This is a genomic window from Streptomyces sp. Je 1-4 4N24, from assembly GCF_026239515.1.
GTDB classification, from domain to species: domain Bacteria; phylum Actinomycetota; class Actinomycetes; order Streptomycetales; family Streptomycetaceae; genus Streptomyces; species Streptomyces nigrescens.
The window spans coordinates 860,111-882,062 of the sequence record NZ_CP110836.1; the positions used below are offsets into that span (position 1 = coordinate 860,111).

25 protein-coding genes and 1 riboswitch are annotated in these 21,952 nt (G+C 71.7%); of the genes, 12 read left to right on the forward strand and 13 right to left on the reverse strand.

The features are described 5' to 3' along the window. Positions 1-61: 61 nt before the first annotated feature. Positions 62-442: a roadblock/LC7 domain-containing protein gene (locus tag SLV14N_RS03425; protein ID WP_263267961.1), complete on the forward strand. Its 381-nt coding sequence runs from the start codon at positions 62-64 to the stop codon at positions 440-442. A 101-nt stretch (positions 443-543) separates the two neighbouring features. After that, positions 544-918: a hypothetical protein gene (locus SLV14N_RS03430; RefSeq protein WP_208679669.1), complete on the forward strand. Its 375-nt coding sequence runs from the start codon at positions 544-546 to the stop codon at positions 916-918. A gap of 15 nt (positions 919-933) precedes the next feature. Here the strand turns inward: SLV14N_RS03430 and SLV14N_RS03435 are convergent, their stop codons facing one another. The 6 genes from SLV14N_RS03435 to SLV14N_RS03460 form a co-directional block, all read right to left on the reverse strand. Further along, positions 934-1,779, reverse strand: coding sequence for an urease accessory protein UreD (locus tag SLV14N_RS03435; protein ID WP_263267962.1), 846 nt, complete (start codon positions 1,777-1,779; stop codon positions 934-936). Further along, complete coding sequence (ureG, locus tag SLV14N_RS03440) at positions 1,776-2,519, reverse strand: urease accessory protein UreG (RefSeq protein WP_263267964.1); 744 nt, start codon at positions 2,517-2,519, stop codon at positions 1,776-1,778. The genes SLV14N_RS03435 and ureG overlap by 4 nt, the downstream gene beginning before the upstream one ends. Positions 2,520-2,586: 67 nt before the next feature. Continuing rightward, positions 2,587-3,261: an urease accessory protein UreF gene (locus SLV14N_RS03445; protein WP_208679672.1), complete on the reverse strand. Its 675-nt coding sequence runs from the start codon at positions 3,259-3,261 to the stop codon at positions 2,587-2,589. Positions 3,262-3,303: 42 nt separating this feature from the next. Next, positions 3,304-5,025: an urease subunit alpha gene (locus SLV14N_RS03450; protein WP_263267966.1), complete on the reverse strand. Its 1,722-nt coding sequence runs from the start codon at positions 5,023-5,025 to the stop codon at positions 3,304-3,306. Next, complete coding sequence (locus SLV14N_RS03455) at positions 5,018-5,329, reverse strand: urease subunit beta (RefSeq protein ID WP_093646657.1); 312 nt, start codon at positions 5,327-5,329, stop codon at positions 5,018-5,020. Before SLV14N_RS03455 ends, SLV14N_RS03450 begins: the two co-directional genes overlap by 8 nt. 16 nt (positions 5,330-5,345) lie before the next feature. Then, positions 5,346-5,648 carry an urease subunit gamma gene (locus SLV14N_RS03460; protein WP_026170153.1) on the reverse strand — a complete coding sequence of 101 codons (303 nt, stop codon included), beginning with the start codon at positions 5,646-5,648 and terminating at the stop codon, positions 5,346-5,348. Positions 5,649-6,169: 521 nt separating this feature from the next. Between SLV14N_RS03460 and SLV14N_RS03465 the strand changes: the two genes are divergently transcribed. Next, positions 6,170-7,114 (forward strand): M28 family metallopeptidase, encoded by a 945-nt coding sequence (locus SLV14N_RS03465; RefSeq protein ID WP_208679674.1) that lies wholly within the window; start codon positions 6,170-6,172, stop codon positions 7,112-7,114. A 39-nt stretch (positions 7,115-7,153) separates the two neighbouring features. On the opposite strand, the gene SLV14N_RS03470 is transcribed toward SLV14N_RS03465, so the two are convergent. Continuing rightward, positions 7,154-7,468, reverse strand: coding sequence for a type II toxin-antitoxin system Phd/YefM family antitoxin (locus tag SLV14N_RS03470; RefSeq protein WP_208679675.1), 315 nt, complete (start codon positions 7,466-7,468; stop codon positions 7,154-7,156). Positions 7,469-7,523: 55 nt separating this feature from the next. On the opposite strand from SLV14N_RS03470, the gene SLV14N_RS03475 reads away from it, so the two are divergent. The 3 genes from SLV14N_RS03475 (at position 7,524) to SLV14N_RS03485 (ending at position 9,429) form a co-directional block, all read left to right on the forward strand. Further along, on the forward strand, positions 7,524-8,159 hold the full coding sequence (locus SLV14N_RS03475; protein WP_208679676.1) for an ATP-dependent Clp protease proteolytic subunit: 636 nt from the start codon (positions 7,524-7,526) through the stop codon (positions 8,157-8,159). A gap of 6 nt (positions 8,160-8,165) precedes the next feature. Next, positions 8,166-8,474 carry a hypothetical protein gene (locus SLV14N_RS03480; RefSeq protein WP_208679677.1) on the forward strand — a complete coding sequence of 103 codons (309 nt, stop codon included), beginning with the start codon at positions 8,166-8,168 and terminating at the stop codon, positions 8,472-8,474. Positions 8,475-8,752: 278 nt separating this feature from the next. Continuing rightward, positions 8,753-8,951, forward strand: a riboswitch (cyclic di-AMP (ydaO/yuaA leader). Between the two features lie 4 nt (positions 8,952-8,955). Further along, a complete protein-coding gene (locus SLV14N_RS03485; protein WP_208679678.1) occupies positions 8,956-9,429 on the forward strand; it encodes a C40 family peptidase in 474 nt (157 codons plus the stop codon). A 141-nt stretch (positions 9,430-9,570) separates the two neighbouring features. On the opposite strand, the gene SLV14N_RS03490 is transcribed toward SLV14N_RS03485, so the two are convergent. Continuing rightward, positions 9,571-10,230 (reverse strand): LysE family translocator, encoded by a 660-nt coding sequence (locus tag SLV14N_RS03490; protein ID WP_263267970.1) that lies wholly within the window; start codon positions 10,228-10,230, stop codon positions 9,571-9,573. Positions 10,231-10,301: 71 nt separating this feature from the next. On the opposite strand from SLV14N_RS03490, the gene SLV14N_RS03495 reads away from it, so the two are divergent. Continuing rightward, the gene (locus SLV14N_RS03495) at positions 10,302-11,219 is read left to right on the forward strand and encodes a LysR family transcriptional regulator (RefSeq protein WP_208679680.1); all 918 of its coding nucleotides are present in this window, start codon (positions 10,302-10,304) and stop codon (positions 11,217-11,219) included. Positions 11,220-11,248: 29 nt separating this feature from the next. On the opposite strand, the gene SLV14N_RS03500 is transcribed toward SLV14N_RS03495, so the two are convergent. Next, entirely contained in the window at positions 11,249-11,677 is a 429-nt protein-coding gene (locus SLV14N_RS03500) for an ATP-binding protein (RefSeq protein WP_127154469.1), read from the reverse strand. A gap of 289 nt (positions 11,678-11,966) precedes the next feature. After that, complete coding sequence (locus SLV14N_RS03505; RefSeq protein WP_263267972.1) at positions 11,967-13,193, reverse strand: 8-amino-7-oxononanoate synthase; 1,227 nt, start codon at positions 13,191-13,193, stop codon at positions 11,967-11,969. 156 nt (positions 13,194-13,349) lie between these two features. Here SLV14N_RS03505 and bioB point away from each other — a divergent pair, with 156 nt between their 5' ends. The 4 genes from bioB to SLV14N_RS03525 all read left to right on the forward strand — a co-directional run bounded on the left by bioB (position 13,350) and on the right by SLV14N_RS03525 (position 17,569). After that, a complete protein-coding gene (bioB, locus tag SLV14N_RS03510) occupies positions 13,350-14,516 on the forward strand; it encodes a biotin synthase BioB (RefSeq protein ID WP_109895133.1) in 1,167 nt (388 codons plus the stop codon). Beyond that, complete coding sequence (locus SLV14N_RS03515; RefSeq protein ID WP_263267973.1) at positions 14,509-15,813, forward strand: adenosylmethionine--8-amino-7-oxononanoate transaminase; 1,305 nt, start codon at positions 14,509-14,511, stop codon at positions 15,811-15,813. The genes bioB and SLV14N_RS03515 overlap by 8 nt, the downstream gene beginning before the upstream one ends. Positions 15,814-15,990: 177 nt before the next feature. Beyond that, positions 15,991-16,692 carry a dethiobiotin synthase gene (bioD, locus tag SLV14N_RS03520; protein ID WP_208679683.1) on the forward strand — a complete coding sequence of 234 codons (702 nt, stop codon included), beginning with the start codon at positions 15,991-15,993 and terminating at the stop codon, positions 16,690-16,692. A 205-nt stretch (positions 16,693-16,897) separates the two neighbouring features. Further along, complete coding sequence (locus SLV14N_RS03525) at positions 16,898-17,569, forward strand: class I SAM-dependent methyltransferase (protein WP_208679684.1); 672 nt, start codon at positions 16,898-16,900, stop codon at positions 17,567-17,569. A 22-nt stretch (positions 17,570-17,591) separates the two neighbouring features. Here the strand turns inward: SLV14N_RS03525 and SLV14N_RS03530 are convergent, their stop codons facing one another. The 3 genes from SLV14N_RS03530 to SLV14N_RS03540 form a co-directional block, all read right to left on the reverse strand. After that, on the reverse strand, positions 17,592-17,963 hold the full coding sequence (locus SLV14N_RS03530; RefSeq protein ID WP_208679685.1) for a fic family toxin-antitoxin system, toxin component: 372 nt from the start codon (positions 17,961-17,963) through the stop codon (positions 17,592-17,594). Further along, positions 17,960-18,232, reverse strand: a complete 273-nt coding sequence (locus SLV14N_RS03535) for a toxin-antitoxin system HicB family antitoxin (RefSeq protein ID WP_127154464.1) — start codon at positions 18,230-18,232, stop codon at positions 17,960-17,962. The genes SLV14N_RS03530 and SLV14N_RS03535 overlap by 4 nt, the downstream gene beginning before the upstream one ends. A 222-nt stretch (positions 18,233-18,454) precedes the next feature. Beyond that, positions 18,455-19,936, reverse strand: coding sequence for a cytosine permease (locus SLV14N_RS03540; protein ID WP_263267977.1), 1,482 nt, complete (start codon positions 19,934-19,936; stop codon positions 18,455-18,457). 532 nt (positions 19,937-20,468) lie between these two features. On the opposite strand from SLV14N_RS03540, the gene SLV14N_RS03545 reads away from it, so the two are divergent. Continuing rightward, positions 20,469-21,950, forward strand: a complete 1,482-nt coding sequence (locus tag SLV14N_RS03545; RefSeq protein ID WP_263267979.1) for an APC family permease — start codon at positions 20,469-20,471, stop codon at positions 21,948-21,950. Positions 21,951-21,952: the final 2 nt, after the last annotated feature.

The following is a 21,952-nucleotide window of genomic DNA, read 5'->3' on the forward strand; positions in this document are numbered from 1 at the left end:
CACGAAGACCGTGCACCCCATGAGGCGCGTCATCGGAAAGCGCGCCCGGAAAAGGAGACTGATGACGATCGAACCCCGGATACGGGATGAATTGCACACGTTGCGCGACCAAGTACGCCATTTCCAGGGCGGGATGGTGGCGAGCGTGGACGGCATGGTGATCGCCCACGATCTGCCGGACCTCGAACCGGACGGTCTGGCCGCACTCACCGCGGCCGCGATCGGCGTCGCCAAACGCCTCACCGAGGCCACCGGGCAGGGCGCCTTCGAGGAATCCCTGACCCGCGGTGCGGGCGGCTACATAGCCGCCTATTCGGCCGGACGCCGAGCCGTCCTGACGGCCGTGGCCGGCACGGACACCAATGTGGGCCGGCTCCATCTGCAGGCCCGGAAGGCCGCGGAACGGATCGGCGCCCTCGTGGACGCGGCGCCCCACCGCTAGGAGCACACACCCGACAAGAGCCCACCCCCACATTCCCTCCCGAACGCAGAAACTCGGGAACCCCGGAAACACCGTCAAGGAATCGAAAGGTCTGACCCCTCATGGCTCAAATGGAATCCGCTCTCTCCGACGCGATGTCGACCATCGAGGGCGCGGTCGGCGTCGCCCTGGTCGACTACACCAGCGGGATGGCACTGGCCACCCTGGGCGACAACCAGGCACTGGACCTCAATATCGCGGCGGCCGGCAACACCGATGTCGTACGCGCCAAGATGCGCACCATGGAGATGCTGGAACTCCAGGGCTCCATTGAGGACATGCTCATCACCCTGACCTCGCAGTACCACATCATCCGCCCGGTGTCGGGCAAGAACGGCAGTGGGCTCTTCCTCTACCTGGTGCTGGACCGCAAGCGCGCCAATCTCGCGCTGGCGCGGCACCGTCTCGCCCGGCTGGAGGCCGAGCTGGAGGTCTGAGCGGAGCCGCCTCCGTCACTCGGCGGCGGCGCTCCGGACGGCCTCGTCCAGGAGGCGCCGCAGCCGTAGCGCGTCCGGGGCGACGGCCGTGGCCAGGGCCGCGGGACCGGCGAGCGGTGCCAGCACTCCCTGTCCCGCTCCGCCGTCGGACCGCTTCCCCGCCGCGGCGCCCAGCAGCCGCACCTCGACCGGGCTCTGCTCGAACTCCGGCTTGACGACGAGGAGTTGGCCGAGGGCACGGTGTCCGTCCAGGACGGCCGAGGTGTCCCAGCCGGGGGCTTTGGGCCCGTACGCCGTCTCCTGGTCGAGCAGGGTCCGGCCGGCCCGGCGGACGACGAGCCGGCTGCGCAGCGCGCCGGTCTCCTCGCCGCTGCGTCCCAGGACCTGTTCCTCGCGGAGTACCAGATGTGCGGTGGGGGCCAGTTCGACGGTGGTGGTCATCCGCAGGGCGCTGCCGGCCGCGGAGATCAGCGGTTCGGGCAGCCAGTCGAGCCGGGCACCGTCGCCGACCGTCAACCGCACGTCGTAGGTGGCGTGGTCGGCCGTGCGGCCGGGCAGCGCGACGGTCGCGGCGGCGGTCGTCAGGTGCAGTGCGGTGCCCGCCTCGGCGGTGGCTTCGATAGCCAGCCGGTCGCCGCCGAGAGGGGCGCTCATGGCACCCACGATGCAGACCCGGGCCTGCCGGCCGCACCCGCGGACCCGGCGCAGTGCGAACGGGCCGTCGCCGTCGAGGACGGGCAGCCGGGTGGTGCCTCCCCCCTGATCGGCCCGCGCGACGATGCGGGCGGTGGCGCGCAGACCGGCGACCGCGGCGGCGACGGTCTGCGGCGGCACCGCCGGCGTGGGGAGCGCGAGGGTCATGCCGGGCCCGCGGTCCAGTCGGCGAGGCGCCCGCGGACCCATTCCGTCACGGGCTGGACGCCGTTCTCCGACTTCAGTGCGGTGAAGGCGACGGGGAGGTCGCCGCGTTGGTTCTTGGCGTCGCGGGCCATGCCTTCGAGGTCGACGCCGACATGGGGGGCGAGGTCGGTCTTGTTGATGACGAGGAGGTCGGAGGTGGTGACGCCGGGGCCGCCCTTGCGGGGGATGTCATCACCGCCGGCGACGTCGATGACGAAGATCTGGGCGTCGACCAGGCCCTTGGAGAAGGTCGCGGTGAGGTTGTCGCCGCCGGATTCGACCAGGACCAGGTCGAGGGGGCCGACCGCGTCCTCCAGGTCTTCGACGGCTTCGAGGTTGGCGGAGATGTCGTCGCGGATGGCGGTGTGCGGGCAGGCGCCGGTCTCGACGGCGGAGATCCGTTCGGCGGGCAGGACGGCCTCGCGGAGCAGGAATTCGGCGTCCTCGCGGGTGTAGATGTCGTTGGTGACGACGGCGATGGACAGCTCGTCGCGCAGTGCGCGGCAGAGCGCGGCGACGGTGGCGGTCTTGCCGGTGCCGACCGGGCCGCCGAGCCCGATGCGCAGGGCACGGCGGGTTCCGCTCCGCTGCGCTCCGCCTCGGCTCTCTTTCCGGCCCTTGGCTGCCGAGCCCTTCCGTACGGGGGCCGGGGCGCTGTAGGTGTAGCGCTCGGGGAAGGTGTCCTTGTGGTCGAGATGCATGGTCACTCCGGTGGTGGGTGCGGCCGCGGGCGGGTGGTGCAGGGGGCCCTGTGCGAGGGCCGGCGGGTCAGGAGGCGAAAAGGCGTACCGGCCAGGCGGCGTGCTGCTGTGCGGTGATGTCCAGCAGTGGCGCGGAGGCGGCGGGCAGTGCGTCGACTCCTTCGGCGGCGACCCGCCGTGCGGCGTCGGCGCCCCGTTCCGCGACCCGGTCGAGGTCGGCGGTGAGGCGGGCGAGCACGGCGGTGGCGTCGAAGGGGTCCAGGCTCAGCAGCCGGACCGCCGCGGTCGCCGGGCCGCTGATGTTCTCGTAGGCCACGGCGTATGCGGCATCGAGCGGCGGCAGACCGGCGGAGCGGGCGGCCAGGCCCAGGACGACGGGCTGGTGGGCGCCGCGGGGACGGGCCACCGCGAGCGCATCGAGTGCGGCGCTCGGCCAGGTGGCGCGAGCGGCCCGCATCATCTGCCGGCCGAGCCGCCGGGCGACCTGCCGCAGCGCCGGTACGGGCGTACGGGCGTCGGCGGCGTCGTCCAGAAGGAGCGGGTCGTGGCCGGCCGCGGCCGCGGCGGCGAGCCCCGCGGCGACCAGGCCCGCGGTGTGCAGCCGGCCCCGGCAGAAGGCCTCCAGGGTGGCGGCGTCCTTGATCCGTCCCGCGGCGACGGCCGGTTCGGCGCCGCCCGAGTGGGCGTGCCCGCCGGCGGGGAACCGGCCGTCGGCGAGGACGAGCAGCGCTGCGCGGCTCATCGGTGGTACGTGTCCTTCGTCAGGGTGCTCATCGGCGCTGCCTCAGAAGAGGAAGTACCGCTGGGCCATGGGGAGTTCGGTGGCGGGCCGGGGTTCGACCACCTCGTCGTCGATGGTCACCGTGAAGGTGTCCGGGTCGACATGGACGCGTGGCAGGGCGTCGTTGTTCCGCATATCGGCCTTGGTGACGCCGCGGGTGCTGCGGATCGCCTCGAAGGACTTGGCCAGCGGGAGGCGCTCGGGGAGACCGTCGGCCAGGGCCTGCGGTGAGACGAAGTTGACCGAGTTGCTGCCCGGGGCCCTGCCGGTGGCGCCGAACATCGGACGGGGCAGGACCGGCTGCGGCGTGGGGATGGACGCATTGGCGTCGCCCATCTGCGCATAGGCGATCTGGCCGCCCTTGATGACCAGCTGCGGCTTGACGCCGAAGAACGCCGGGTCCCACAGGACGAGGTCGGCGAGCTTGCCGTCCTCGACGGAGCCGACGAGATGGTCGATGCCCTGGGCGACGGCCGCGTTGAGGGTGTACTTCGCGACATAGCGCCGGGCACGGTGGTTGTCCGCGCCACCGTCGCCGGGAAGCGCACCGCGGCGCCGCTTCATCACATGCGCGGTCTGCCAGGTGCGCAGCACGACCTCGCCGATCCGGCCCATGGCCTGGGCGTCCGAGGCCATGATCGAGATGGCGCCGAGGTCATGCAGGATGTCCTCGGCGGCGATGGTGGAGGGCCGGATCCGGGACTCGGCGAACGCCAGGTCCTCGGGGACGGCGGGGTTGAGGTGGTGACAGACCATCAGCATGTCGAGGTGCTCCTCGACGGTGTTGACGGTGTGCGGCCGGGTGGGGTTGGTCGACGCGGGCAGTACGTTCGGCTCGGAGACCATCGCGATCATGTCGGGGGCGTGGCCGCCGCCGGCGCCCTCGACGTGGAAGGCGTGGATCGAACGGCCGGCGATGGCGGCGAGGGTGTCGCCGAGGAAGCCGGCCTCGTTGAGGGTGTCGGTGTGGACGGCGAGCTGCGCGCCGCTCTCCTCGCAGACGGTAAGACAGGCGTCGAGGACGGCGGGCGTGGCGCCCCAGTCCTCGTGGATCTTGAAGCCGAGGATCCCGGCCCGCAGCTGGTCACGCATCGACGCGAGGGAGGTGGTGTTGCCCTTGCCGAGCAGACCGACGTTGACCGGGAGCGCGTCCATCGACTCCAGCATCCTGGCGACATGCCAGGCGCCGGGGGTGATGGTGGTGGCCTTGCTGCCCTCGGCCGGTCCGGTGCCGCCGCCGATCATCGTGGTGACGCCGGAGGCCAGCGCCTCGTCCGCCTGCTGCGGGCAGATGAAGTGCACATGGGTGTCGATGGCACCGGCGGTGAGGATCTTGCCGTTGCCCGCGATGACCTCGGTCTCGGGGCCGATGACCAGGTCGGGGTGGACGCCGTCCATGGTCTCGGGGTTGCCGGCCTTGCCCAGGGCGGCGATCCGGCCGTCGCGGATGCCGACGTCGGCCTTGACGATGCCCCAGTGGTCGAGCACGACCGCGCCGGTGATCACGGTGTCGGGGGTGCCCTCGGCGCGGGTGACGCGGGACTGGCCCATCGATTCGCGGATCACCTTGCCACCGCCGAAGACGGCCTCGTCGCCGGCCCGGCCGGGTCCGCCCGAGCGGTCCTCGGTGATCTCGATGACGAGGTCGGTGTCGGCGAGCCGGATACGGTCGCCAACGGTCGGGCCGAAGAGGTCGGCGTATGCCTGGCGGGTGAGTTCAGCCATCGAGAGTGCCTCCGGTCTCGCCCCGCAGGCCCATGACGATGCGCTTGCCACCGAGGGGGACGAGTTCGACCTCGGTGGGGATGCCGGGCTCGAAGCGCACGGCGGAGCCGGCCGGGACGTTCAGCCGCTTGCCGTGCGCTGCCGCGCGATCGAAGTCGAGGCCGGGGTTGGCCTCGGCGAAGTGGTAGTGGGAGCCGACCTGGACGGGGCGGTCGGCGGCGTTGAGGACGGTCATCCGCGTGCAGGGAAGGCCTTCGTTGAGGCGTACCGGCTCGTCGGCGTGGAGGATCTGGCCCGGGATCATTCTCTGCTGCCCCCGTTCAGTTGATGGGTTCGTGAACGGTGACGAGCTTGGTGCCGTCGGGGAAGGTGGCCTCGACCTGCACGTCGTGGATCATCTCGGGGACGCCGTCCATGACCTCGTCACGGGTGAGCACCTTGCGGCCGGAGGACATGAGCTCGGCGACGGTACGGCCGTCCCGGGCTCCTTCGAGGATGTGCACGGTGAGCAGCGCAATCGATTCCGGATGGTTCAGCTTCACCCCCCGGGAGCGGCGCTTTTCAGCCACGTCTGCCGCCACATGAATCATCAGGCGCTCCTGTTCATGCGGGGTCAGTTGCATACCTTCCACCTCACAGTCTTCCCGCCCGGACACATTCGCCCAGGTCACAGGCGTGAGCACACCCGCGTCGATAGATGTACCACGCAGCAATTAAAGGAGGAGCAAACCGACTTCCAGCACTTGGCCATCAAGAGCCCCACGCCAGGAGGCTAGTTCGGCGGGATTTCATCTGCGTTACAACCAGGGACATGTCGGCACCCCTTCATACGCCTGAGGTAACGCGGCGTTATTACCGCCCGTTACGGCGCGGCGACCGACTCCCGGAACGGCTGCCATCCCGTCACCTCCCGGGCCGGCTGGGGAATCCAGTGGCGAAATCCACCCCTTGAAGGCCGCTCGGGGCGACGGAACAGATGACCGCCAGGCGCCACGAATCACCACTATCGGCGTAAACCAGGCCCAGCCCGCTCGCCGAACACCACTGTCCGGTATGCGCTCTTGACGATTTCGAAAGTGATCGCAATTCTCATGTGCGCGTCAAAACAAGCTCCGCACCATCCCCCCACACCAGGAGCCATATCGTGACTCGTTCCACCCGAATACGCCGGGCCGCGCTGGCCACGGGCGCCGTCGCCGCCGTTGCCGCCACCGTCTTCACCGCGGCCGGCGCCTACGCCGGGACCGCGCCGGCGGCCGCCCCGGACATCGACGTCAAGTCCGTCAAGGCCGATCTGGACCAGCTCCAGTCGATCGCCGACGCCAACGGCGGCAACCGCGCCCACGGACAGCCGGGCTACAAGGCGTCCGTCGACTTCATCAAGGGCAAGCTGGACAAGGCCGGATTCACCACCAAGGTCGAGGAGTTCGACGGCGGCGGCACCAAGGGCTACAACCTCGTCGCTGACTGGAAGGGCGGCGACGAGAGCAAGACCGTGATGGCCGGCGCCCACCTCGACTCGGTCTCCGAGGGCCCCGGCATCAACGACAACGGCTCGGGCTCGGCCGGCATCCTCGAGGTGGCGCTCGCGGTCGCCAAGGCGGACCTCAAGCCCACCAAGCACCTCCGGTTCGCCTGGTTCGGCGACGAAGAGGACGGCATGGTCGGCTCGCAGGCCTACGTCGACAAGCTCGGCGCCGACAAGTCGAAGATCGACTCGTATCTGAACTTCGACATGATCGGCTCGCCGAACCCGGGCTACTTCGTCTACGACGACGACACCCGCCTGGAGAAGGTCTTCAAGGACTTCTTCGCCAAGAAGAACCTCGCCACCGAGAAGGAGACCGAGGGCGACGGCCGTTCGGACCACGCCCCCTTCAAGGAGGCGGGCGTCCCCGTCGGCGGCCTCTTCTCCGGCGCCGACTACAAGAAGACCGAGGAGCAGGCGAAGAACTGGGGAGGCGAGGCCGGGAAGGCGTTCGACGCCTGCTACCACCAGGCCTGCGACGACTCGAAGAACATCGACGAGAAGGCGCTGGACAACAACACGGACGCCATCGCCCACGCGCTGTGGGAGATCAGCTCCTGATCCACCCGCCCCCTCGCACGGTCAGCACCCGCTGAACCGTCAGCTCTCGCGACCCGGCCGCCGGTCCCCGGCAGCCGGGTCGCGGTGTTCTGCGGCGATACCGAACCGTCGCCGTTCGCCCGGAGCGGACGGGAGCTGCCGCACGGTGGAGACCGTGCTGATCACCTGCTCTTCCTCCGCACCCTCCTCACGCCGCCCCAGCTCTTCAAGTAGCTGCAGGTCAGCGGCGGACACCAGGGCAACCAGCGGCTTGCCGTGACGGGTGACGACCACCCGCTCACCGCCATAGACAACGCGGTTGATCAGATCCGCCAGCTCCGCTCGGGCTTGCGTCACCGGAATTTCGTAGGCCATGCTCCCATTCTAACTGGACGTACATCCTGTACATTTTTTACAGAGAGGAGCAGACATGCTGCGACCAATGGCCCGCTATGTCCTTCCGGAGTTCACCGAGCGCACGTCCCAGGGGACGCGCACCATGGACCCGTACTCGAAGCTGCTCAGCGAGCGCATCGTCTTCCTGGGCACCCCGGTCGACGACGCCTCCGCTAACGATGTGATGGCGCAGTTCATCCACCTCGAACACGCCGCGCCCGACCAGGACATCTCGCTCTACATCAACTCCCCCGGCGGCTCCTTCACGGCGATGACCGCCATCTACGACACGATGCGCTTCGTGTCGTGCGACGTGCAGACCATCTGCCTGGGGCAGGCCGCCTCCGCCGCCGCGGTACTGCTGGCCGCCGGCACCCCCGGAAAGCGGCTGGCGCTGCCCGGCGCCCGGATCCTGATCCACCAGCCCTCGATCACCGAGCCCATCCAGGGCCAGGCCACCGATCTACAGATCCAGGCGGAGGAGCTGCTGCGCACCCGCGACACGCTGGAGCGGCTGCTGGCGGAGCACACCGGACAGCCTCGTGAGCGGATCGCCGCCGATATCGAGCGCGACAAGATCTTCGACGCCCGAGCCGCCCAGGAGTACGGCCTGGTCGACGGGCTCACCCATCAGCGCAAGCAGTCCGTCCACCGACTCGGCGCGCGGTGAGCCCCGATGCTGCCGCCGGAACTGCCGCCGCTGCCCGCCCTGACGCGTGCCGAGGGTGAGCTGATCGACCACTACCTGGAAGTGCTCGACCTGCTGGGCAGGATCAACCCGGCCCGCGGCGGCGGCACCTACACCGGACTGCGCGCCGCCCAGGCGCTGGTCACCAAGGCCGCCGGACTGCGCGACGCGCTGGCGCTGATGCACAACCGCGGCGAGAGCGAGCTGCACCGCGAGACCTTGACCCGGGCGCTGCGGGTGCTGGACGGCGAACGCCGGGCCGGGCTCGTGACGGTGCCGCCGGACGAGGACGTCTGACCCGACACGCGCACGGGACCTGCGCATACGGCGTAGCGAATGGGCCCGATGTGAGGAGGCGACGAATTGCGCGGGGCGAACACGATTCCTGGGACTCTTGATGTTTCGCCGCTGGTCCAGGAGGTGCGACACCCCGCGCCATGGCACCTGAGGGAACAAATCTAACCATTCAGGCGAAATGTGACCCATCTCACATACGGCATTTTCAGCTCGGAATTCGGGTGGCGAGTGCGTGACGATCCCTTCGACGGCAAGACCCCGCCACAGCGACGGGGCGGTCCGGACGGGCGCCTAATCCCGCCGCCGTACCGGATGTCCGGTCGACGTTGTGGATCGGCGGGAGCGGAGGACCCGAGCAGGACGGGGTCCCGGCCTTACGGCCGAGGGCTCCTTGGGGTGAAGCCGTACGCACGGCCGGGCATCTTCGCCTGCCCGAACCCGACAGGTCTTCCTTCGCAGGCGGCTGACGAAGGGTTTGCGCATGACTGTGCGCATGCAGACGCCGAATCTGCTGGCGCGCGCCGGCACCGTCACCGCTCTGACGCTGGTCACCCTGGGCGGGACAACCGTCGCCCCGGGAACGGCCGGGAACGCCGAAGCCGCGACCGTGTCCGCCCACGCGCTGCGGATCGCGGCCTCCAAGAGCGGCGCTCCCTACCAGTACGGCGCCCAAGGGCCACACCGCTTCGACTGTTCGGGGCTGACGCTGTACTCGTTCAAGCGCGCCGGCCGGGCGCTCCCCCGTACCGCCGCCGCGCAGTACGGCCGCACCCGGCACATCCCGGCCTCCCTGCGCCGACGCGGTGACCTGGTCTTCTTCCGTTCCGCCGGCGGCATTTACCACGTCGGCATCTACGCGGGCCGGGGCCGGATGTGGCACGCACCCAAGGCCGGGAGCGTGGTGCGGCTGGAGCGGATCTGGAGCCGCACGGTCTCGTACGGGCGCGTGGGCTGACCTCTGGTATCTCGTCTTACGTGTGATCAATTGCCGGTGGGCTCGGCCTACTTGACCGACTCGGCCGGGAGGCTCGGCAAGGGGCGTACGCCGTCCGGCGGCCGCGGCTGCCCCCGGGCCCCCGGCCCCGGGGTGCGCCCGTCAGGCCAGCACGAGCTCGATGAGCAGGATGCCGCCCAGGGCGGTGAGCAGCGCTCCGGTGGTGGCTTCCAGGGCGCGGGTGACCCGCGGGCGGCGCAGCCAGTTGCCCAGGCGGTCGACCAGCAGCGCGACGGCGGGGAACCACACCAGCGCCATGGCGACGACCACCGTCGCGAGCAGCAGCGTCCGAGGCAGCGCGGGCTCACCGGCCGGGACGAACTGCGGGAGCAGGCTGAGGAAGAGGACCGGCGCCTTGGGGTTGAGGGCATTGGTCAGGAAGCCCTGGCGCAGGCTGCGCGCGGTGCCCAGGGGAGCGGGCGGGTCGTCGGCCGGTGGGACGGCCGGGCCGGTCGCGGAATCGGCGTGCGCCCCCGTGCGCCGGACGGCCGCGAGCAGCGCGCCGGCACCGAGGTACAACAGGTAGACCCCGCCCAGGAGTTGGACGGCGCCGAAGAGCGCGGGCACGGCGACCAGTACCGCCGCGAGCCCGGCCACCGCCAGTGCGGTGTGCACCAGCAGCCCGCCCGCGACCCCGACGGCGGTCGCCACCCCCGCCCGGCGCGAGTCGAGCGCATTGCGCACCACGACGGCGAAGTCCGCGCCCGGCATGGTGACCATGCCGGCGGCAATTCCGGTGAAGGCGATCAGCTGTCCGTCCATGGGAGCAGCCTCGCTGGTCAGAGCCTTTAATGGGTATTGGCAATGTTCTTGGGGAGCCTAAAGAGGTTCTTATGTACGACCCCACCCGGCTGGCCGCTCTGGTAGCGGTGGCGGAGGCCGGTTCGATCACCCGGGCCGCCGCCCGGCTGGGCTACACCGCTCCCGCGCTCTCCCAGCAGCTCGCCAAGCTGGAGCGGGAGGCGGGGACGGCGCTGCTGGTGCGCCACCACCGCGGGGCACGGCTGACGGCGGCGGGTGAGCTGCTCGTCGTACGGGCCCGGCGGGTGCTCGACGAGCTGGATCAGGCGCGGCACGAGCTGTCCCGGCTGACGGGGCTGTCCGGCGGCCGGCTGCGGGTCGGCACCTTCATGACCGCCGGGACGCATTTGCTGCCGCCCGCGCTCAGCGCCTTCCGGCGTGCGCACCCCGATATGGAGTTGAGCATCACGGAGTACGTACCTCCGCAGGCCGCCGCGGCGGTGGCGCTGGGTGAGGTCGATCTGGCGCTGACGCACGAGTATGTGCCGGGCGAGGCGATGCCGCCGCCGGAGGGGGTGCGTCTCGAACCGCTGCTGACCGAGGAGCTGGTGGTGGTCACCGCGCCGGGCCATGCCCTGTCGGCGGGTGCCGGACGGCTGCCGCTTGCCGAGCTGGCCGGTCAGCCGCTGGTCAGCATGGCACCGGCCAACCCGAACCGGCGTGCGGTGGAGGAGGCGCTGGCGGCCGCCGGGGCGAGTGTGGCGGTGCGCTGTGAGTCGCCGAGCTATGCGGTGGTGTGTGCACTGGTGAGTGCGGGGCTCGGGGTGGCGGTGGTGCCGGAGATGATGGCGGAGGGCTCGGTGACCCCGCTGGGGATCCGCAGGCTGGACCCGCCGGATCTGCACCGCCGGATCTCGGTGGCCTACCGCCCCGGCGGCGGGAGCCCGGCCGCGGACACCTTGCGTGCCCTGTTGCGCGGGGCCTTCAGCCGCCACTCCCCCGCGCCGTAGCCGGCCGGCGGCCGGTGCGGCAGAGGTCTTCAGGGGACGGCGGCCTGCCATGGCACGGTGATCCAGACGGTCTTCCCGCCGGATTCGGTGGGTACGACCGAGAGACGGCCGCCGGCTTCCGCGGCGAGGTAGCGGATGATGACCAGGCCCCGGCCGTTGTCCTGCTGGACGGCGGCGGGCAGCCTGCGCGGACGGCGGGGATGGCTGTCGGTGATGCCGACCCGCAGCTGTTCGTCGCGGTCCAGTCGCAGTTCGACGGTGAATTCAGGCGACCGGCCGGAGGTGTGCACGACGGCGTTGGTCGCGAGTTCGGAGACGATCAGGCGGAGGGAATCGGCGAGTGCGGAGCCGGCGGGCAGACCCCATTCGGCGAGCACGGCAAGGGCGTGTCTGCGGGCGGTGAGGACCGAGGCGGGGGCGCTCGGCAGAGTCAGTGAGGATGCATGGTGGTCTGCCATCGAGGCGCCGTCCCTTTCCCACCGAGGCCCGGCCCCGGTCCACCGACCAGGGAGCCGGGATGCCGCTCCGGACACCGGTGCGGCCTCGGACTTCTGCTGGGCGCCCAGACTGCCACCCGTACTGGCGATGAGGAACTCGATCCACCCACATATACGGAGATCTATCGCTCGTTGCGGTGAACTCTGCGACGCGAGACCGGATTTGGGATGCCCATACCACCGGATTCCGGACGGCACCCGGGGCCGGAGCCGACGACGGCCGTCCGCCCCGGTCCGGAACTCGTGCGCGTCAGACCGCCGGTGCCGTGGCCACGATCGTGCCGACCGCCGTGTCGAGCTGGGCATCCGTCAGATCCGCGCGGGCCGTCAGCCGCAGTCGGGAGATCCCGTCGGGCACGGACGGCGGCCGGAAGCAGCCGACCGCGAGTCCGGCCGCACGGCAGTCGGCGGCCCAGCGGACCGCCGCCTCCGGCGAGGGGGCGCGTACCGAGACCACCGCGGCGTCCGGCCGGACCGCGGACAGCCCCGCCGCGGTGAGCCGCTCGTGCAGCTCCCGTGCGACCTGGCCGGCTCGGGCGGCGCGCTGCGGTTCGCGGCGCAGGAGCCGTAGCGCGGTCAGGGCGCCGCCGGCCGCGGCCGGGGCGAGACCGGTGTCGAAGATGAACGACCGGGCGGTGTTGACCAGATGCTCGATGACCCGGGCCGGGCCGAGCACCGCTCCGCCCTGCGAGCCGAGCGACTTGGAGAGCGTCACGGTGGCCACCACATCGCCGTCACCGGCGAGCCCGGCGGCCCACAGCGCACCGCGGCCCCCCTCGCCCAGGACGCCCAGGCCGTGGGCGTCATCGACGAGCAGCGCGGCGCCGGCTGCCCGGCAGGCCTCGGCGAGCGCGGGGAGCGGCGCGGCGTCGCCGTCGACCGAGAACACCGCGTCGGTCACGGCGAGCGCCCGGCCGTCGTGGCCGGTCAGCGCCGTACGCACGGCCTCGGGGTCGGCGTGCGGGGCCACTTCGGTACGGGCCCGGGAGAGCCGGCAGCCGTCGATGAGGGAGGCGTGGTTGCCCGCGTCGGAGACGAGCAGGGTGCCGGGGGCGGTGAGCGCGGTGACGGCGGCGAGATTTGCGGCATAACCGGATGACAGCACCAAAGCGGCCTCGAAGCCGCAGAACGCGGCGAGTTCCGCCTCCAGCCGGGCGTGCAGTTCGGTGCTGCCGGTGACCAGCCGGGAGCCGGTCGCGCCGGCGCCCCAGCGGTGCGCGGCGGCGGCCGCGCCCCGGGTGACCTCCGGATGCCGGGCGAGTCCGAGGTAGTCATTACTGGCCAGATCGAGCAGCCGGGAGTCGGCGGGGCGGGGGCGCAGGGAGCGGACCAGGCCGGCACGATGACGTGCGGCGCGGGCCTCGTCCACCCAGTCGAAGGCCGCGCCGTGCACCGGCCGGGAGGGCGCGGGGGCGGGCTCGTCGGGGGTCGCCGGCGTGGTGTCATGGACCAGCGACGGGGCGGTGTCCTGCGGCATCGGCGTCCTTCGTCTGTCGGCCTCGATTGTCGGCTGTCGATAGACGTTAGCGGTCGTTCCGCACGCCCACAGTGTGGTGATACACACACCTCGATCCGGGGTCGTTGTGGGAATCCTCCTTGGCCGGGGGCGGTGGCGTACGCCAGGATCAACGCCATGGACCTGCTGAACACACTGGTGGACAAGGGACTGCGGCGCGAGTTGCCGACCCGCGAAGAGGCGCTGGCCGTACTGGCGACCTCCGATGACGAACTGCTCGATGTCGTGGCCGCGGCCGGAAAGGTGCGCCGCCAGTGGTTCGGGCGGCGGGTCAAACTCAACTATCTCGTCAACCTCAAGTCGGGTCTGTGCCCCGAGGACTGCTCGTACTGCTCCCAGCGGCTGGGCTCGAAGGCCGAGATCCTCAAGTACACCTGGCTCAAGCCGGATGACGCCTCCAAGGCGGCCGCCGCCGGGGTGGCCGGCGGTGCCAAGCGCGTCTGTCTGGTGGCCAGCGGCCGGGGACCCACGGACAAGGACGTGGACCGCGTCTCGGAGACCATCTCCGCCATCAAGGAGCAGAACGAGGGTGTCGAGGTCTGCGCCTGCCTCGGTCTGCTCTCCGACGGCCAGGCCGGCCGGCTGCGCGCGGCGGGTGCCGATGCGTACAACCACAACCTCAACACCTCGGAAGCCACATACGGCGACATCTGCACCACGCATGACTTCTCGGACCGGGTGTCGACCGTCCAGCAGGCCCAGGCTGCCGGTATGTCCGCCTGTTCCGGGCTGATCGCCGGTATGGGGGAGAGCGACGCCGACCTCGTCGATGTGGTCTTCGCACTGCGCGACCTGGACGCGGACTCCGTCCCCGTCAACTTCCTGATCCCCTTCGAGGGCACCCCGCTCGCCAAGGAGTGGAACCTCACCCCGCAGCGCGCGCTGCGCATCCTGGCGATGGTGCGGTTCGTCTGCCCGGACGTCGAGGTACGGCTGGCCGGCGGCCGCGAGGTGCATCTGCGCAGTCTGCAGCCGCTCGCGCTGCACCTGGTCAACTCCATCTTCCTCGGCGACTATCTGACCAGTGAGGGCCAGGCCGGCAAGGACGACCTCGCGATGATCGCGGACGCCGGCTTCGAGGTCGAGGGCACGGACACCACGACGCTGCCCGAGCACCGCAGGCAGGGCTGTGGCGAGGGAGCCTGCGCGTCCGAGGACGCCGGGGAGCCCGCGGACGCCGGGGAGCCCGCCGCCACGGTCCCGGCGCCGTCCGACGACACCCGCCGTGACCTGGTCTCGGTACGCCGCCGCGGTGCCGGTACCGACCTGCCGCCCAATGCCTGAGGCGCTCACCCCCGGCGAACTGCTCGCGCTCGACCGGCAGCATGTGTGGCATCCGTACGGGCCGATGCCCGGCAAGGCCGCACCGCTGCTGGTGGAGTCGGCCTCCGGTGTCCGCCTCCGGCTGGCCGAACCGGCCGAGGGCCAGGACGAGTTGGTGGACGGCATGTCGTCCTGGTGGTCGGCGGTGCACGGCTACAACCACCCGGTGCTCAATGACGCCGCGCGCGGCCAGCTGGGACGGATGAGCCATGTGATGTTCGGCGGGCTCACCCATGAGCCGGCCGTCCGTCTGGCGAAGCGGCTGGTCGACATCACCCCGGAGCCGCTGGAGCACGTCTTCCTCGCCGACTCCGGTTCGGTGTCGGTCGAGGTCGCCGTCAAGATGTGCCTGCAGTACTGGCGCTCGCTCGGAAAGCCGCGCAAACAGCGGCTGCTGACCTGGCGGGGCGGCTACCACGGCGACACCTGGCAGCCGATGTCGGTGTGCGATCCGGACGGCGGGATGCATGAGCTGTGGCAGGGGGTGCTGCCGCGGCAGATCTTCGCGGACGCCCCGCCGGCCGGCTTCGACGCGGCGCCGGACGAGGCGTATGCGGCGCAGCTGCACGAGCTGATCGCGCGGCACGCCGACGAGCTGGCGGCGGTGATCGTGGAGCCCGTGGTGCAGGGGGCGGGCGGTATGGCGTTCCACTCCCCCGGCTACCTGCGGGTGCTGCGGGAGGCCTGCGACGCCCATGACGTGCTGCTCGTGTTCGACGAGATCGCCACCGGCTTCGGCCGTACGGGCGCCCTCTTCGCCGCCGAACACGCAGGCGTCGCACCCGATGTGATGTGCCTCGGCAAGGCGCTGACCGGTGGATATCTCACCCTGGCGGCGACGCTGTGCACGGCTGCCGTGGCGGACGGGATCTCCCGCGGCGCCCTGCCGGTGCTGGCGCACGGCCCCACGTTCATGGGCAATCCACTGGCCGCTGCCGTCGCCGATGCCTCGATCGAACTGCTGCTGTCCCAGGACTGGGCACAGGACGTCAAGCGGATCGAGGCCGGACTGTGGGACGGTCTGGCACCGGCCCGGGGCTTCGCCGGGGTGCGCGAGGTGCGCGTACTCGGCGCGATCGGTGTCGTCCAGCTCGACCACGAGGTGGACATGGCGGCCGCGACCCGGGCGGCGGTCCGGGAGGGCGTATGGCTGCGCCCGTTCCGGGATCTGATCTACACCATGCCGCCGTACATCACGGGCGACGACGATGTGGCGCGCATCTGCGCCGCGGTGTGCGCGGCGGCGCGCGAGGGCTGACCTCCCGGGCGGCGGTGGCCGGTGCTCCGCGCCCCGCCGCCCCGCCGCTCCGCCCTTCGCCCTTCGCCCTTCGCCCTTCGCCCTTCGCCCCGGTAACGGTGCCGGTGGGCGCCATGCACACAGCAACATTCACAGTCATTGCGCGCGCGATCGGCCGCGCAGAGTCGGAGGCAGACCATGTCGGTGCTGTTCGTGACGGGCACGGGCACGGAGATCGGCAAGACCGTGACCACGGCGGCGATCGCCGCGGCGGCGATCGCCCGGGGCCGTTCGGTGGCCGTGCTCAAGCCGGCCCAGACCGGTGTCACGGCCCATGAGACGGGTGACGCGGCGGAGGTCGAGCGGCTGGCCGGCCCGGTCACCGGCGTCGAACTCGCCCGCTACCCGGAACCGTTGGCGCCCGCGACGGCCGCGCTGCGGGCCGGTTTGCCGCCGGTGCGCCCCGAGGACATCGCCGAGGCCGCCGCCAAACTGGCCGCCTCGCACGACCTGGTGCTGGTCGAGGGCGCGGGCGGGCTGCTGGTCCGCTTCGACGCGGACGGCCATACGCTCGCCGATGCCGCGCGGCTGGCCCAGGCCCCCGTCCTGGTGGTCGCCCCGGCAGGCCTGGGCACCCTCAACGCCACCGCACTGACCGCGCTGGCACTGCGCTCGTACGGGCTCGACTCCCCGGGCGTCGTCATCGGCAGCTGGCCGGCCGAGCCCGACCTCGCAGCCCGCTGCAATCTGACGGACCTCCCGGACGCCGCCGGCGCCCCGCTTCTCGGCCTGGTCCCGGAGGGCTCCGGCGGGCTGTCGCCGCACGCCTTCCGCGCCGCGGCTCCGGACTGGCTGGCACCGGCGCTCGGTGGATCGGGCGGGTTCCGTATTCCCTCGTGACGCCGGTGCGGCCGCCGGCCCCCGCCGTGAGGGCACGGCAGGGGGAGGACGGGAGGTGGCGGCCGTACGAAGCCCCCGGTGCGGTGCGACGGCCTCGCCTCGTACGGATTTCCGGACGGCGGACGCGGTGGCTCCCGGTGACTCCTTGCCCGCCCGGTGGGGAGACTGACTGCAGGAGCGGGCAGCGTCGGCGAAGGGGTCCGTCATGTGGCAGCGCAGAAGAGTTCCGCACGGCACGGTGCACCATCCGGTGTTCGCCCGGTTCTACGCGAGCTGCTGTGGTCCGGCCGCGGATGCGCGGGCGGGGGTGGCCGCGCTCCGGAAGGAGCTGCTGACGGGCACCACGGGCCGGGTCATCGAGGTCGGCGCGGGCACCGGGCTGAACTTCGCGCACTATCCGGGGACCGTCTCGGAGGTGGTGGCGATCGAGCCGGAGCCCACCTTGCGGGAGGTCGCCAGGTCGGCGGCGGCGCGTGCGGAGGTGCCGGTGGATCTGGTGCCGGGTGTGGCGGAGGCACTGCCGGTCAAGAGCGAAGCGTTCGACACCGCGGTGGCGTCGCTGGTGCTGTGTTCGGTGTACGAGGTGCAGCGGGCCCTGATGGAGCTGCGGCGGGTGCTGCGGCCGGGCGGTGAGCTGCGGTTCTTCGAGCACGGGCGGGCCGCGGGGCGGGGTCTTGCGGCGGTGCAGTGGTCGCTGGACCGGACGGTCTGGCCACTGCTGATGGGCGGCTGTCACACCGGGCGGGACCCGCTGGGCGAGATCCGCACGGCCGGGTTCGAGGTGCTGCGGGTGCGCCGGCTGAAGGTGCCGGAGCGCGGGCCGACCCTGCCGACCTCGCCGGCGGTGCTGGGCACGGCGCGGCGTCCGGCCGACTGAGCGGCCCGCGCGGCGGAGGCCCTCACACCGTCCAGGTGCGCAGCTCGTCCGCGATGGCCCGGACGTCGGCCGTCCCGCTCTTGACGAGGCGGGCGAGGTCGCGGACCTGCTCGGGGGAAGTGGCGATCTTCAGACCACTGGCGACCAGGTAGCCATAGGCGACGGCGGTCGCGAACATCGCATTCGCGCCCTCCAACGCCGGTACCTGGAGCAGGAGTTGGAGCAAAGCGGCGGCGCGGTCCTGCGGGTCGGCGTAGACGGGCACCCCGAATATCTCGGCTTCATGGCGGCTGACTGCGGCCACCAGGGCGCCCCAGTCGGTGACCTGGGGGTCTCCGGGGGTGTGCTGTTCGGCGATCAGGAGGAGCCAGGCGAGGTCGATGCGCAGCGTCACGTTGTGCCCGGCAGTCCTTCGCGGTCGGTGGTGCTCGGAGTGGCAGGGGGGCTGTCCGGTTGCCGGCCGAATTCCTCGGCGAAGACGCGCTCGTACTGCTTCATGAAGTCGGAGGCGGCCTCGACGAAGGTCTGGCCGACCTCGCCGGCGTCCTTCAGGACGAGCTCCTCGATATAGCGGTTCATGCTCACTCCCCGCTGCAGAGCGCGCTCTCGCGCCGCTTCGGCAGTGGCTTCGTCCACCCGGACGTTCAGCTGCGTCTTCGCCACCTCTCAAAGCTAGCGCGCATCCGCTAGCAGCGGCAAGCGGCGGGGTACGGAACGCCGCGGAGACGTTCCGGAGGGGCGCCGCCCGCGCATCCAGGCGTCGAAGGCGCCCTGGGGAGTCGTCGGCCTGGCGTCGAATTTCGGTCCAGGCGCAGAATTTCTGCGCCTGCGATGCGCCAGCGAAGTGCGGGGCCGAAACAGGGAAATCGGGTTTGCCCGACTCACTTAACGGGTGTCCGCAAAGCCCCGTACGTCCTCGGGGTACAGGGGCCGGAGCGGGTCGAGGATGCGGGCGGCCTGCTCGCGCATGCCGAGCACCGTTCCCCCCTCGCACCGCCGCCGGGACCGCGCCCACAGGAAGTACAGCGGCGCGGTCACGGCCGGTCCGACGAGCCAGGACAGATCCGCGCCGCCGAAGTGCGCCGCCGGCGGTCCGGTGTACAGATCGCTGGCGAGGAACGGGATCTGGACGGCGATGCCCAGGACGTACGAGCCGAGCGCGACCGGGTCGAACCGCCTGTAGGGGGCGTCGTCCGGCTCGCAGAGCTCCTCGGGGTCCTGGCTGCCGTGGCGCAGCAGAGAGAAGTCGACGAGGTTGATCGCGGCCCAGGGCACCAGCGCGGCCAGCAGCACCAGGACCAGATCGGCGAACCGTGTCACGAAGTCGCCTGCGAGACCGAGGGCGAGGGCCGGCCCGCAGGCCAGGACGAGTGCGGAGACCGCACCGCGGACCCCCGGCCGGGGCTGCCAACAGGCCCGCAGGGTCTGCCCGATGGTGAGGGTCGCCTGCACCGCGCGGTAGAGGTTGAGCGCGTTGTGGTGGAGGACGCTGAAGAGGAAGAGGACCAGCAGCACCGGTCCGAACGACCCGGCCGCGGCGCCGATCCCGGCGCCGGTGTCCGGACCGGGGCAGGCCGGGGCGACGGCCGCACCGGCCAGGAACGGCAGCAGGGAGCCCAGGCAGGCGCCCCCGTACGTCGCCCAGAAGCCGGCGGCGGTGGGGCGGACCGTCCCGGACAGCGCGCGCGAGGGGTCCGCGGCGTACGGGGCGAGGGCCGGCTGCCACAGGGCGCTGAGCGAGACGATCGCGAGCCAGCCGGCGAAGGTGAACCCGCCCCGGGTGAAGAAGTCCCCGGGCAGACCGCGGGTCACGGCCAGCGCGAGACCGGCCACGAGGCCGAGGCCGAGGACCACCGCCGCCACCTTGTTGAGGGCGGGGATCAGACGGTGGCCGATCAGGCAGAGCACCGCGGAGCCGGCGGCGCCGAGCAGGATGCCCGCGCCGACCGGCAGGCCGGGCGCGAGGACGTGCAGCGACTTCCCGGCGAGCACGAGGTGGGCGGCGAAGAACGCGACGTACAGGGCGGCCGCGAGGACCACGCCCGGCAGTGCCCCCAGCGATCCGGACCGGGCCCGGATCCGGATCAGCTGCGGCAGGCCGAACTGCGGGCCCGGCGCCCGGTGCGGCGCCATGAAGACCCCGCCGAGCAACTGCCCGACGAGCACCGCCAGTACGCCCGACCACAGCGGCTGATGGAACACCTGCACCGCCATCGCGCCGGTGACCAGCGCCAACGGGGCGATATGGGTGCCGAACCCGAGGGTGAACAGATCACGGGTACACCCGTGCCGTGCGCGCTCCGGCACCTCGTCGACGGTGTGCTGTGCGACCGCGTCGGGCTGCGCGGCTCCGTGCCGATCGGTCACGGCGGCCTCCTCGGGGCTGGCCCGCGCGGGGTCGCGGGCTGGTGGGTACGGGACGGCCAACCGGCGGCGGGCAGCATGGAGCTGCCGGATGACCGGCGGGGCGGGGCGGCCGACGAGGGGGGCTGAACGGGAGTCTCGGGCACCCGGGCCATCAGGTCAATGACCAAGATCGGTCCTCCCCCGGATCTCCATTTCGGTCGGGGGACGCGCTGCGGGAGGACGCGGTCCGCAACCGGCGTCCGGGGCACGATGCGACGGATGTCGGCGGCCGGGGCGGTGGCGAAGCGGCCGACCGGTCCGCTGCCCGCCCGGGCGGAGATTCCGGCTCCCCGCCCGGCCGGTCGTTCCGGGCCACCAACCGGCAGCAGCCGGGCGGGGAACCGGGGCACAGGCGGGCGCCGCGGTGCGTGCCGCTGCCTTTGCCGCCGGAGCCGATGCCGCACGATGTGATCCGTCGCGGGCCCGGCCCCCGGAGGGATCAGCGACGGACCGGACTGTTCGCGACCGCACCGGCCATCAGGAGGACCACGCCGTGTCCGTCCCCGCCCCCGTCCCACATCTGCAGCGCAGTCTGCGGCGCTTCGACATCATGGCGATGGGCGTCGCCGCCGTGATCTCCTTCGATGTGATCGGGCAGATCGCCACCGGCGGCGGACAGGCCGTCATCTGGATCGCCGTCATCGCGGTGGCGTTCCTGGTGCCCTACGCCCTGGTGTTCGCCGAGACCGGAGCCGCGTTCCCGCAGGAAGGCGGGCCCTATGTCTGGGTGGAGGTGGCCTTCGGGCGGCCGGCGGCCGTGCTGACCACCATGTTCTATTGGGTCACCAATCCCGTCTGGCTCGGCGGTTCGCTGGTCTTCGTGGCCGCCGGGGCCTGGGATGGCTTCGTCCTCCCGCTCGGCTCGGGGACGGTGGCGGACTACGGCTTCAAGCTGGTCTTCATCTGGGCCGCGATTCTCACCGCGGTGGTCTCACTGCGCCGCGGCAAATGGATCACCACGGCCGGCGCCGGGGCCAAGGTCCTGGCGCTTGCCTTCTTCACCGGTACGGCGGTGGCGTACGGGATCCAGCACGGGTTCCGCGGTCTGCAGGGCACCGGCTTCTCCCCCACCGGCGTGGGGTTCCTGGCGCTGGTGCCGGTGCTGCTGTTCGCGTTCGTCGGGTTCGAGGCGCCCAATGCGGCGGGCGACGAGATGCTCACTCCGCAGCGCGATGTGCCGGTGGCGATCGGGGTGTCGGGGGCCATCGCCACCTGCTGCTATCTGCTGCCGGTGCTGGCCATTCTCTCGGCCGCCCCGCCCGGCCGGGTGACCGGTGTCGGCGGCTTCATGGACGCCGCCCGGCTGGTCTTCGGGATCTACGGCGACTGGCGCGGGCCGCTGCTGACCTTCGTCGCGGTGCTGTTCGTGGTGGCGCTGCTGACCCAGGGCAGCGCCTGGATGATCGTCGCCGACCGGATGCAGGCAATGGCGGCCGCCGACGGCGGGTTCTTCAGCCGGGGCCTGGGCGCCTTCCATCCGCGGCTGGGCACACCGGTCCGGATGAATCTGCTCTCCGGTGTCACCGCCACCGTGTTCATGGCCGCCGCGATGAACCTGGCGAAAGGAGACGCCTCGGCCGTCTTCGGGGTGGTGCTGACCGTCGCGATCACCACCCTGCTGCTGTCCTATCTCGCCGTGGTCCCCTCGCTGCTGGCGCTGCGGCTGCGCCACCGCGCGGTGCCCCGGCCCTACCGGGCCCCGTTCGGCACCCCCGGTTTCACCGTGGCGACGCTGCTCGTCTACGCCTGGATCGTGCTCGGCTCATGGGTGGCGCTGTTTCCCGGCACACTGGAGCAGCTCTTCGGCATTCCGTACGACTTCCGGGCGGTCTGGGGTGTCTCCCGGCTCACCTTCGAGGCGTTCACCCTCGGCACCGTCGTCCTGCTGCTGGTGATCGCCACCGCCGGGTATCTGACCCGGCGCATCGGCACCCGGCCCCAGGACGATGAGCGCGTGGCCCGCCCGGCCCGATAGCG